The organism is Peptostreptococcus russellii (assembly GCF_900110295.1).
Lineage (GTDB): Bacteria > Bacillota > Clostridia > Peptostreptococcales > Peptostreptococcaceae > Peptostreptococcus > Peptostreptococcus russellii_A.
Window position 1 is genome coordinate 1 of the sequence record NZ_FODF01000026.1, and the last position, 12746, is coordinate 12746.

Below are 12746 nucleotides of genomic sequence, written 5' to 3' on the forward strand. Positions count from 1 at the left end.
TATCTTCTCGTATTTTTAATTAATAATTATTTTTTCAAGTTATTCATAACAGAATCAGATATAGAATTTATTCCACCAATAGCTGTAATATTGCTAGGTTCGTATTTATTTTTAAAAGTTGCAAGGTTGTCATTTTCTCTATTAACTAGAATCAAAGCGGAATTATTACGAGTTAATATAGGACCTATGGAAAGTGCATCTGCAAAGTCATTGCCCGTTGCAACAAATATATTGCCATTTCTGTCCATTACTTCTTCAGCAATTTTTTTAGAAGTTTCGTATCTACTATTTCCTGCTATTCTCACAGTTGAGTCTATATTATTTTCAATATTTTTACTTACACTTGCTTCTCCACCTATAATTAAATTCTTTTTAAGTTTTTTATTTTTTGCGAATTCAACATTTTTAAGACCTGAAGCTGAATCATCAACTAAAATAACGGCACCTTTATATTTTTTTAGAAGGGAGTTTGCTGACAAGGCATCAGGGAAATTTTTTCCATCAACAATAATCATGGAATCTTTATATCCATTATTAATTGTCTTTTCAGCAAGTTTTTGTGAAGTTTCAAATCTATTTTCACCTGCAACTCTTTCTACATTTTTATTTGAAAGATCTTTTTTTACATCATCAGAAATTGCACTTTCTCCTCCTACAATTATAATATTTTTTGCAGAAAGTCTTTCAATTTCAGAAGTAAGTTCTCTACTTAGAGTACTGTTTTTAATTAGAAGTATAGGTGCATCTACAGAACTTGCATAGCTACTTGCGGCAAGAGCATCTGCATAATTATCGGCATTTGCAAGTATTACAGTCTCAGATTTTTTATAATATCTTTTTGATACAGAAATACTTGTCAATACTCTATCTTTTCCAGCGATTCTTTCATATTTAATCTTTTCATTTATTTCTTTTTTAGTGAAGTCATCTTTATTTGAAATAGATGACTGGGAAGAACTTTTACTAGAATTACTATTTTTACTCGATGGTATGTTCTTTTTAACAAGAAGCTTAATTGCATCCTTTAATTGCTCTGTATATCCCTTTGCATACTGAGGTAGGGTTTCTGCCTTTGAATCCTCTTCTCTAGCTCCAATTAGAACTCTTCCCAGTTCTTTTTTGCTTTCATCTGTATATTTATTAGATGAGAATTTTTCCTCAGCTTCTTTTAATGTTTTCTTAAAATTTGTATAAAGATACGTTTGATCTTTCTTTTCAACTATAAAAGTATCTTTTCCAAATTTATTAGGAGTTTTGTTGTTTATTGAAATATTTCCTTTTTCATCTATAGTTACTACGATGCTTCCAGGATTTCCTTGCCACATAAACTGTGCATTTTTTGCAACACAAAAGGCATACTGACGTCCACCTTCTTGTCCTTCTAGTTCGACAGTAGCAAGACCATCTTTTCCTGTAGTAGTATCTTTATAAGATTGCATTTTAGGAGCTAGAGTATTTGCAGTGAAGGTAACACCTTCAGCAGGAGTACCATCTTCTAAGACTGCCTTTATTGTAACAGGGAAAGTCTTAACTTCATTTGAAGTTTTTTCATAGGATTTAAAATCTATCCTTCCGCTAAAATCTTTATTTATTTTTTTCCCATCAATTGTATTAATCTTGCAATTTTCATCAGTTGTAATGCGTATAAACTCTCTATCAAATTTGACATTTGTTCCTCCAAGTCTTATTTCATATTTAGAATTGGCTTTAAATTTATTAAAGACGGCTTCGCCATTTTGATCAAGTTTATGAGTGTATAAAATATTTGGTATGTCAAACTCATCCCAGTTTATAAAAGAAACATATACATTTTCATCTTGTAGAATAGGTTTTCCGTTTATTGTAACGTTTATTTTAAGTTGTTCAAGTGATATGAAAGAATTGTCATTAGGTGTTTCAGTATTATCTTTATCTGTATCATCTTTTTCACCAATATAAATAGATGTTAATATTTTTTTGCCATTATTTTCAAAAGAAAAAAGTATGTTGTTATCAATTTCCTCGCATAAAAACTCTCTGTTATTATAAGTTTTACCATCGTCTGCTCCAACATTTAAAAGATGTCTGTTTGTATTTTTTGGAAGCAAAGAGTACCTATGTCCAACAATAAGATTTTCAAAGAAAATCATGCCTCTCTCATCTGTATGATTTTCAAAAGATTTACCAGTATCAAGATCTGTAATTACGAAATCAGTTACATCAGAAAGAAGATTCTTTTCATTATGTAAAGAGATTGGATATAGTATTTTTTTCTTTTCAGCTTTATCGTCTTTTTTAATTTTATCATCTAGAAAAATATCGGTTAATGTAGAATTTCCATCTTTATCAAAAGCAAGTGCTCCACCACCACACATATCAGGATCACAGCTTTTATCTACACAGTAGAATATATTTTCGCTATGATCGGTTTTGTCGCTTCCTAGGAATTTGATAATTTCTTTGGAGTTATCTTTTGGAGTTATAGAATATCTATGACCGATATTAAGACCATGGATACTAGCAATACCTTTCATATTAGAAGTTGAATTAAAAGTTTCTCCAGTATCTAAATCTTTAATAATAAAGTCTGTTGCGTCAGAAAGTTGATTGTCCCTAGTATGAATTGCTAAAAAAAGAATGCTTGTTTTTTGTTCGCTTTCTAAAGCATTTACCGTTACAGAGCTTCCAACTATAGTTGGAGCAAGTATAGTAGCAGCTAAAGTAGTCATTATAATTTGTTTTTTTTTCATTTTTACCCCCTAATTATGATATAAATAATTTAAAATGAAATAAAAGTACGTATTAATATGAGTTATAAGAATATTGTTATTTTCAAATTTTACAAACTTATTCCTCAAATAGTTTAAATATTCTGAAAATAAGCTTCGGAATTTTAATAAATAAAATATATGTTCATAATAATTAAAGTACAGATTTAATAATATATTAGTAGATATAGCTAATACAAGTAGTATAGTTAAAAAATATAAAGTGATATTAATTTATAGTAAATATCTATTTTTTTATATAAAGTAGAGAGAATTTTAAAAATGGGAAACAAAGTTCATTATAGAGAAAGACCACATTAATATTTATAAAAAATAAAAATATCTATTTAAAATAGAATTTTAAAAAGTTTAGAAAAATGTTTAAAAAAACACGATACATATAGTAAACAATATATATTGATTGATTAATAAAGTATAAAAAATAATTGATCAATTAAAAAAAGAAGTGGGTTTTATGAAATTTGCCTATATTGATAGAAAGTGAGATAATATAAATAATATGTAAGTTAAATTATGTATGCTTAAAAATCTAAAAATAAAGGGTAACAGCTATGACAAAAACAGTAGAAATGTATTGACTTTGATCTCCTAATCGAGTATACTATTTTGGTATGAGAATTATAAGATTCTCGTCTCTGCTCCGAAAGTTCTCGGAGCCGTATAGTCCAAAGGGAGGTGAAATGAATGAGAAATTACGAACTACTTTACATCGTAAAGCCAACTCTTGACGATGAAGCAAGAGAGGCCACTCTTAACAAGATTAAGGATATAATCACTTCAGCTAACGGAGAAGTTGGTGAAGTTGATGTTTGGGGAAGCAGAAAGTTAGCTTATCCTATCCAGAAATTCAGAGATGGAGTTTACACACTAGTTAATTTTAAGGCTGATGTTGATTTTCCAAAGGAATTAGACAGAAGACTTAAGATAGCTGAAGATGTTATAAGACATGTCATAGTTGCGCAAGACGAAAAATAATAGGTGGTGTTAGTATGAACAATGTCGTTTTAGTCGGAAGGCTAACAAAGGACCCGGAATTGAGATATATACCAGGTTCAGGAACTCCAGTAGCTACATTTACGTTAGCTATAGATAGAGATTACAAGAATAGGGATGGATCTGTAACTACAGATTTCATACCAGTAGAAATAATGGGAAAACCCGCTGAATTTTGTGCAAATTATGTAACAAAAGGAAGATTGGTGGGTGTTCAGGGATCTATTAGAGTAGATAGATATGAAACTCCAAACGGAGAAAAGAGAACATTCACGAAGGTATCAGGTCGTAACATACAGGCGTTAGAGAGCAAAAATACAGCGCCTTCAGCTGTTCCAAGTGAACCAGCTGGACAAGGTGGAGATTTTGAAGCTCCTAAATTTGAGCCAAGTGGAGTAGTGAGTCCATCTGGATTCTCTGCTGTAGAAGATGACGACGTACCATTTTAGATAAGAGAGAGGTGAAAGTCGTGATAAACAAGAAGAGACGTAAGAAGAAAAGAGTTTGTCAGTTCTGCGCTGATAAAAACACTGTTATAGATTACAAGAACTATCAGAAACTAGAAAAGCATATTACTGAAAGAGGAAAAATACTTCCTAGAAGAGTAACAGGTACTTGTGCAAAGCATCAGAGAGAGCTTACTAAGGCTATCAAACTTGCTAGAAACGTAGCACTTTTACCATACACAGTAGAATAATTTCTGTATTGTAAACATATTGAAGGTCGTTGCATCGCAACGGCCTTTTTTTACATATTTATAAATTATAAAAGTAAGATATTCTATAGTCATTAAAATTAAAAATGACTAAAAAAGGAGAGGATATTTTTAAAAGTATAATATATTAATTAGAATCGTATGCTTGAACTACTATTGTTTACAGATTGTATTTAAAAATGGTATAATAAGGGATAGCATTATTATGCTTTATAAAAATAATTGTTAAAAAACAAAATCGAAAACAATTATTTTTAAATAATTTAAAAGGAAGAAATCTATTTTATTTATATGAATATTATTAAGAATAGATTATTCCATTTTTAAAAGTTGGAGGTGGTAGTCGCTTGAAAGAAAATAGAAACAGAATAGAGTTTATAGACCTAATAATGTTGGCGGTATTGGTAATTTTTACTGTGCTTGGAAATTCAAATCCAATGTTTTCCATTGCACTGGTGGCAACGGTAATACCGATGATAATTATAGGGGTTAATTCAGACTGGGCTTTCAAGTTTTTTGCTCTTATTCTTACAACTGTAATTACCTTTGTTATTTATGGAAAGGCAATTAGCATAGAAACATTCTTTATATATTTATTACCAGCATTTTTATCGGCAATAGTATTTTATAATGAAGCTTTTAGAGATTCCAAAAATAGAAAAATACGATTAGCTTTTGAAAAGGATAGTGGGGTATACAGTTACGCATCTTTAAGGGTGTTTATGATATCTATAATTTTGTTCATGCTGGGAACAATAGCTTATTATGCTTCTATGAAATATTTTATGAACGTTGATGTTGTAGGAATTTTGCAGGACAGGATAAAGGATATAATAGAAAATTACAGAACAATTGTCAAGTCTACAGAATTAAAGAATATATATAGCTCAGAAATATTTGATGAGCTTTTAGGTAGTACGGGAACAATAATAATGCTCTCAGTATTTACAAGATCTTTGATTTTAGCGCTTATCTCATATTTCTTTGCAATACCTGTATTGAATAGATTTTGTAAGAAAAAGTTATTCAACATTAAATTTGATTGCATAATTTTACCTGGTAATCCAGTTCTTATGTTGGTAGTTACAATTATAGTATTGTATCTTGCAAAACTTTCATTACCTGATATGGATATAGGTATAGTAATTAATAACTTTATGTTTGTAATGAATATACTGTTCTTTATAGAAGGACTTTCACTTATAGTTTTTGGAATAAAAAGATGGGGAAATATTAAAAAGAATATAAATTGGATATTGATGGCATTTTTAATATTATTTGTTGGAATAATTCCAGGAATAGCAGTATTGGGAATATTGGATAATATATGGAATTACAGGATGAAGTGGGATCCGGGATTGAAGAATTTTGGAGGCAAAAATGAGTGATAAAAATCGTAAATATTGTGCATCCAGTTATCTGAATGAAATAAGTTTTGTAATAATACTTATTTTGAGTTTATATGCAATTTTTAAAAGTCGTTTTGTCGGCACAATTGGAATACTTGCCTGTATAATTTTAGTTTTATTTAACTATAGGGTAAAAGAGGCAAGTGAAGAAAAGTTCAGAAAGAAAATCAAGGATATAAGCTTTGATTTAGATAAGATTACTAAAACAACAATGCTTATGAATCCAATACCTTTAAGTGTAGTGGAGCTTGATGGAAAGATTTTCTGGTCAAATATAGAATTCGACAAAATGGTAGGAATGGATGCAGAAGAAAGTTCGATTGGAAACAAAATAGAAGATTTAGTAGGAGATATAACTTTAAGAAAAGTTCTTGATGAAAAGAAAGTAATGGAAGATGAGTATGAATTCAATAATAGAAAGTATATCTTAAAGTATTGTTTTGCAAAGTCAGATTATGAGACAGATGGCAGTGCAGAATATAAGGCTATAGTTTATTGGATTGATAAAACTGATTACGAAAATCTTGAACTTAAGTATGAAAATAGTAGAGAAGTTGTGATGAACATAGAGATAGACGGCTACGAGGATGTTTTAAAAAGTACACCTGAAGAGAACCGTCCAATCATTACAATGGATATTGAAAAGTTGCTTTCTAATCTTGAAACAGATACTCAAGGATTGATGCGCAAGACAGGAACAGATAAATATGTTCTTTTTATGAGAAAAAAGGCGCTTAAAGAGCTTGAAAAAACAAAGTTTAGTATACTAGACAAGGCAAGAGAAATAGATTATGGAAACTCTCTACCTGTCAGCCTCAGCATAGGGGTTGGATATGACGGAGATACTGTAGAGCAAACTGGTGAATTTGCATCTGGTGCAATAGACATGGCGCTAGGTAGAGGCGGAGATCAGGTTGCAATAAAAAATAAAGATGGATTTAACTTCTACGGTGGAAAGTCAAAGGGATTTGAGAGAAAAACAAAGGTTAAGTCAAGACTAATAGGACTTGCTCTTAGAGAACTTATAAATCAGAGTGATAAGATAATCATAATGGGACATAAATATCCTGATATGGATGCCATGGGTGCTGCTGTTGGTGTATTTGATATATGTAAATCATATGGCAAAATAGCCAATATCGTACTTGAAGGTGTAAATGAAGCAGTAGAAATGTTTGTCAATAGAATACATGAGGAAAAATACTATAATGGTATGTTTATATCTCACGAAAAGGCAATAGATATGTGTGATAAAGATACTCTAATAGTGGTAGTAGATACACATAGACCAAGTTATACAGAATGTCCTGAACTATTGGATATATCAAAGCGTCTAGTAGTTATAGACCATCACAGAAGAGGTGTAGAATACATCAGTGATACAGTATTACTGTTCCATGAAATCTATGTATCATCAACTTGTGAAATGGTAACAGAACTTATACAATATACAGATTATGATATTAAAATCAATAAATTGACTGCAGAAGGTCTTTTAGGTGGTATTTACCTAGATACTAAGAATTTTGAGTTTAAAACAGGTGTAAGAACCTTTGAAGCAGCATCTTATCTTAGAAATGTAGGTGCAGATACACTTGCAGTGAAGAAATTCTTTAACTCATATGCAGAAGATTTTGTAGTGAAGGCAGAAGTTATTCAGAGAACTGAAATAATCGACGATAGAATATGTCTTTCATATGCAAGACAAGAGCTTGAGAATATCAATATAGTAATAGCAAAAGCGGCAGATGAGCTGCTTAATATAAAGAATATAGAGGCATCTTTTGTATTAGGTATGAAGGGTGATACAGTATTTGTAAGTGCAAGATCTTTAGGAAATGTAAATGTACATGTTCTAATGGAGAAAATAGGTGGCGGTGGCCATATAGATATAGCAGGTGCTCAGATAAGAGATGTAAGCCTGTCTCAAGCATATGACATGGTAAAAGATGTTATAGAAGAATACTTGGAAGAAGAGGAGGAGAAAAAATAACATGAAGGTTATATTATTGAAAGATGTTAAGGGAACTGGTAAAAAAGGTGATATAAAGGAAGTTAGTGATGGATACGCAAGAAACTTCTTAATTAAGAAGAAATTTGCAGTAGAAGCTAACAACACAAATGTAAAAGAACTTGATGAAAAGAATAAGTCAAAAGAAAGAAAAGAAATAATAGCTTATGAAGAAGCTGTTCTTCTTGGCAAGCAGATGGAAGAAGTAAATATAGAAATAGAAGCTAAAGCTGGTGAAGGTGGGAGATTATTTGGATCAATAACTTCAAAGGAAATTGCAGAGCAGCTTAAGAAGCAGAAGAATATAGATGTAGATAAAAGAAAGATAAGCCTTGATGAGCCAATAAGATCTTTGGGATCAAGATTTGTTGAAATAAAGATACATCCAAAGGTAACTACTAAAATAAGAGTAGATGTAAAAGAAAAATAAATAATTGAAAATGTAATATAAAAGTACTCAGTCAAGTAAGGCTGGGTACTTTTTATTTAAAAATTTAAAGATAAAACAGCTATTATAAAAATCAAAATACATTTTCTGTGGTAAAATATAAGTAAAAGATAGCTTAATATCAGAAATATAAGTAAAATCAAAAAAAGTCTAGAAATATTTCAAAATATATGTTAAATATAAATATATGTAATTACAGAAAAAGAGGTGGTAAAATGAGGGATTATTCAAAACATTTTTTATTAGATACAGAAAGTGCTTCTCAATATGCTAAGGATGTTTTAGAAATATTTAAGGAAGATGAGAAAATACACGTTGAAGAAATAGGAGATGGAAATATAAACTATGTTTTCAAAGTAGTATCAGATGAAACTAACAAATCGATTGTTATAAAACAGGCAGATAAACTATTAAGATCTTCAGGTAGACCCCTAGATCTACATAGAAATAAAATAGAAGCAGAAATTTTAAAAATACAGGGAAAGTTAGCAGAAGGCATGGTTCCTAAGGTATATTATTATGATGAAAATATGTGTGCATTATGTATGGAAGACATTTCAGAATGTAAAAATCTTAGAAAAGAATTGCTAAAAGGTAAAAAATTTAGCAACTTATCAGAAGGATTATCTAATTTTTTAGTCGATACTCTTTTACCAACAACAGATCTTGTAATGGATAGGGCTGAAAAGAAAGAACAGGTAAAGCTATTTACAAATCCGGAATTATGCGATATATCTGAAGATCTAGTATTTACGGAGCCATATTGGGATTACAAGGGAAGAAATATTATTACAGAAGGAAATGAAGATTTTGTAAGAGAGCATCTATATGAAGACAAAGAACTTCACGGAGAAGTAGCTAAGTTGAGAAATAATTTTATGAATAATGCACAAGCATTAATACATGGTGATCTTCATTCCGGTTCTATATTTGTAAACGACGAAAAGGTAGTCATCATAGATCCAGAATTTGCATTTTATGGACCAATGGGGTATGATGTTGGAAATATAGTTGGAAATTTGGTATTTTCTTGGGCAAGAGCAGCCTATACTAGAGAAAATGACATAGAATTTCAAGAATATATTAAAAAAACAATAGAAGAAATTATAGATAAATTTGCCCATAAATTTACTAATAAATATGATGAAATAGTTAAATTACCTTTATACAGGGCAGAAAATTTTAGAGAGTATTATTTAAAAGAGATATTGGCAGATTCAATAGGTTATGCAGCTACAGAAATAATCAGAAGAACAGTTGGAGATTCAAAAGTGGCTGAACTAGATAATATAGACGATGTATCGGTAAAGATAAACATGGAGAGAAAACTTATAGAAATAGCTATAGAGCTAATCAAGAGAAGATATGAATTAAAAGATGGAAAATCGATAGCAGAACTTCTTAGAAAATAATCTAATAAAAAATATAATGATTTTTTAAATAAAGAAAGAATACTTTAGATATAGTAAGAAAGAGCTTCTTTTATTATTAAAATAATAAGAAAAGGAGGATGAGGAGAAAGATATGGAAAGACAAGATCAGGGAATGGCATTTATGTTGCAGTATGAGAATGTCGCATGGTATGAAAATGGAAAGGTTCGTATTTTGGATAGAAGAATATATCCAACAGAAATAAAATTTGTAGAGTGCAATAGTTATAAAGAAGTAGCACAGGCAATTACAGATATGGTAACTCAAAGCGCAGGACCATATACGGCTGCAGGTATGGGGATGGCTTTGGCAGCATATGAATGTAGAGGACAAGAAGAAAGCAAGCAGAGAGAATTTCTTAAAAAAGCGGCTCACACAATATCAAATGCACGTCCAACAACAGCAAATAGACTAAAGGCAGTAACAGATGGATGTTTAAAGGCAGCCGACGAAGCTTTTGCCTTTGGAAAAAATCCGGTTGAAGCAATTTTCCTAAGAACAATAGATTCTCTAAATAGAAGATATAAAACTATGGGAGTTGTTGGAGAATATCTTGCAGATTTATTTCCTAAAAATGGAACAATCTTAACTCAGTGTTTCGGTGAAACAATAATAGGAACGATGTTAAGAGCGGCGCAAAAGAATAACAATAATGTGAAAATAATATGTGCAGAAACAAGACCTTATCTTCAAGGAGCAAGGCTTACTTCAAGCTGTTGTTATGAAATGGGATTTGATACTACAGTAATTACAGATAATATGGTTGCCTATGCTATGCAGCACAAAGGAATAGATATATTTACATCTGCAGCGGATACAATAGCAAGAGATGGTCATATAGCAAATAAAATAGGAACATTTCAGATGGCTATTTTAGCAAAATATTTTGGATTACCATATTTTGTAACAGGAATACCAGATAAAGATAAGGCATCAGGAAAAAATATAATAATCGAAGAAAGAAATCCAGAATTAGTCCTTAAATATAGAGGAATAGCTAATACTTTAGAAGGTGTAAAAGCAATCTATCCTTCATTTGATGTAGTACCGCCTCATTTAATTAGTGGAGTTGTAACAGATAAAGGGATATTTACGCCATATACTTTAAATGACTATTTTAAAACGGAAATAAAGGAATTTTATTAAAATATATAAGCTGAAAAGGGGGATTAGTAATGTTACTAAAAAAAGAAAGAGAAGAAGTTGTTGAATATGGGAAAAAAATGATAAGCGAAGGTCTTACAAGTGGCACAAGTGGAAACATAAGCATATACAACAAAGAAAAGAATTTAATGGCAATAAGCCCTTCAGGAATTGGATATTTTGATACAAAACCTGAAGATGTAGTAATAATGAATTTAAAAGGAGAAGTGATCGAAGGAGATAGAAAACCTTCTAGTGAATGGGCACTTCATACAGCTATGTATGAAGTAAAAGCGGATTGTAGAGCAGTAGTTCATACTCATTCAATGTACTGTACAGTATTTGCATCGCTTCGCCAACCTTTGAAAGCAGTTCACTATGTAATAGCAGATTCAGGAGTAGCAGAAGTTCCTTGTGCTCCATATGAAACTTTTGGAACAAAAGAACTTGCAAAATCAGCAGCTAAAACTATAGGAAATAGCGATGCAGTTTTATTGGCAAATCATGGTATGCTTGCTTGTGGGGGCGATATAAAGAGCGCATATAGTCTTGCAAGTGGGATGGAGTATTGTGCAGAACTTCAGTATAGATGCATGTGTATTGGAAAACCTGTTGTATTGGACAATAAAGAGATGGAAATAGTAATGGAAAAATTTAAAAACTATGGACAAAAGAAATAAAAAATAAAATGAAAAAAGATGTTGAAAACATGGAATTTATTATAAAAAAAACTAAAAAACAATAAAGGACTTTTGTTAAAAAGATATTAAAATGTAAATTGATGATTAATGTTAGAAAAAATAGTAATTGACATACTATTGATGAGAATGTAGTATATAGTATACAAGAACTAATAATGGTACTGGAGGAATTATAATGAAAACTTCAAAAATAACAATAACAGCAATATCAGTAGCATTCGTACTATCTTTAACAGGAACAATAGACTCACATGCAAGCAGCGTAAAAAAAAGAATTAGTGGCGAAGATAGAGTAGAAACATCAATAAAAATAGCAGATGAATTTGGAAAAACTAATAAGGTAATCCTTGCAACTGCAGATAGCTATGCAGATGCTTTAGTGGCATCTCCTCTAGCTTATGAAATGAATGCTCCGATACTTTTAAATAGAGGTAAAAAACTTGATAAAAGAATATTAGACAAAATAAATAAAATAGGGGCAAGAGAAGTATTGATTGTTGGTGGTAAAAACTCAGTAAGTATAGAATTAGAAAAAGAGTTGAGAAGTAAAGGAATTAATGTATACAGGATATCAGGTGAAGATAGATTTAGCACATCTGCTCAAATAGCCAATAAATACACTCAAATAACGAGTGTATCAAACGTAGTAATAGCTAGTGGGGAAAACTTTCCTGATGCACTAGTGGCAGGTCCCTATGCTAGCAAAATAAAAGCACCGATACTTCTTTCTAAGAAAAATGAACTCTCAGCAGAAGTTAAGTTTCAATATAGAAAAATACAAGCCCAAAAAACGATTGTAGTAGGTGGAGTAAATTCTCTGAACCCAGTAAATATATCGGTTAGCGAAAGAATATCAGGAAATGATAGATATGATACTGCTTTGAAAGTCGCTCAATATTTAAATCCAGAGAAATCATATTTAGCAAGTGGTGAAATATTTGCGGATTCATTAGTAGCAGCACCTTTAGCAGCAAAGACAAACTCACCTATACTTCTAAGAACAAAATATACAACAAAAGAAAATGTAAAGAATTATCTAGATAACAATGCAAAATCTGTAACAATTGTAGGTGGCCCTTCAACTATAAATGAAGAAATGGAAAACAAATCTAAGGAATACAATTATA

11 protein-coding genes are annotated in these 12746 nt (G+C 30.7%); 10 read left to right on the forward strand and 1 reads right to left on the reverse strand.

Annotation, left to right across the window (positions count from 1 at the left end; genetic code table 11):
• Window positions 1-26: 26 nt before the first annotated feature.
• Entirely contained in the window at window positions 27-2729 is a 2703-nt protein-coding gene (locus BMY82_RS08400; RefSeq protein ID WP_091976109.1) for a cell wall-binding repeat-containing protein, read from the reverse strand.
• Between the two features lie 723 nt (window positions 2730-3452).
• On the opposite strand from BMY82_RS08400, the gene rpsF reads away from it, so the two are divergent.
• The 10 genes from rpsF to BMY82_RS08450 form a co-directional block, all read left to right on the forward strand.
• Window positions 3453-3743: a 30S ribosomal protein S6 gene (gene rpsF / locus BMY82_RS08405; protein ID WP_091976110.1), complete on the forward strand. Its 291-nt coding sequence runs from the start codon at window positions 3453-3455 to the stop codon at window positions 3741-3743.
• Window positions 3744-3757: 14 nt separating this feature from the next.
• Window positions 3758-4210 carry a single-stranded DNA-binding protein gene (locus BMY82_RS08410; protein WP_091976111.1) on the forward strand — a complete coding sequence of 151 codons (453 nt, stop codon included), beginning with the start codon at window positions 3758-3760 and terminating at the stop codon, window positions 4208-4210.
• A 20-nt stretch (window positions 4211-4230) separates the two neighbouring features.
• On the forward strand, window positions 4231-4458 hold the full coding sequence (gene rpsR, locus BMY82_RS08415) for a 30S ribosomal protein S18 (protein ID WP_091976112.1): 228 nt from the start codon (window positions 4231-4233) through the stop codon (window positions 4456-4458).
• A gap of 365 nt (window positions 4459-4823) precedes the next feature.
• On the forward strand, window positions 4824-5864 hold the full coding sequence (locus BMY82_RS08420; protein ID WP_091976113.1) for a DUF2232 domain-containing protein: 1041 nt from the start codon (window positions 4824-4826) through the stop codon (window positions 5862-5864).
• Window positions 5857-7878: a DHH family phosphoesterase gene (locus BMY82_RS08425; protein WP_091976114.1), complete on the forward strand. Its 2022-nt coding sequence runs from the start codon at window positions 5857-5859 to the stop codon at window positions 7876-7878. Before BMY82_RS08420 ends, BMY82_RS08425 begins: the two co-directional genes overlap by 8 nt.
• Window position 7879: 1 nt before the next feature.
• Window positions 7880-8326: a 50S ribosomal protein L9 gene (gene rplI, locus BMY82_RS08430; RefSeq protein ID WP_091976115.1), complete on the forward strand. Its 447-nt coding sequence runs from the start codon at window positions 7880-7882 to the stop codon at window positions 8324-8326.
• Between the two features lie 233 nt (window positions 8327-8559).
• Window positions 8560-9756: an S-methyl-5-thioribose kinase gene (gene mtnK / locus BMY82_RS08435; RefSeq protein WP_091976116.1), complete on the forward strand. Its 1197-nt coding sequence runs from the start codon at window positions 8560-8562 to the stop codon at window positions 9754-9756.
• Between the two features lie 112 nt (window positions 9757-9868).
• A complete protein-coding gene (locus BMY82_RS08440; protein WP_091976117.1) occupies window positions 9869-10921 on the forward strand; it encodes an S-methyl-5-thioribose-1-phosphate isomerase in 1053 nt (350 codons plus the stop codon).
• Between the two features lie 29 nt (window positions 10922-10950).
• Window positions 10951-11598 carry an L-fuculose-phosphate aldolase gene (locus tag BMY82_RS08445; RefSeq protein ID WP_091976118.1) on the forward strand — a complete coding sequence of 216 codons (648 nt, stop codon included), beginning with the start codon at window positions 10951-10953 and terminating at the stop codon, window positions 11596-11598.
• A gap of 196 nt (window positions 11599-11794) precedes the next feature.
• Window positions 11795-12746: cell wall-binding repeat-containing protein (locus BMY82_RS08450; RefSeq protein ID WP_144019732.1), on the forward strand; the 952-nt coding region annotated here is incomplete at its 3' end.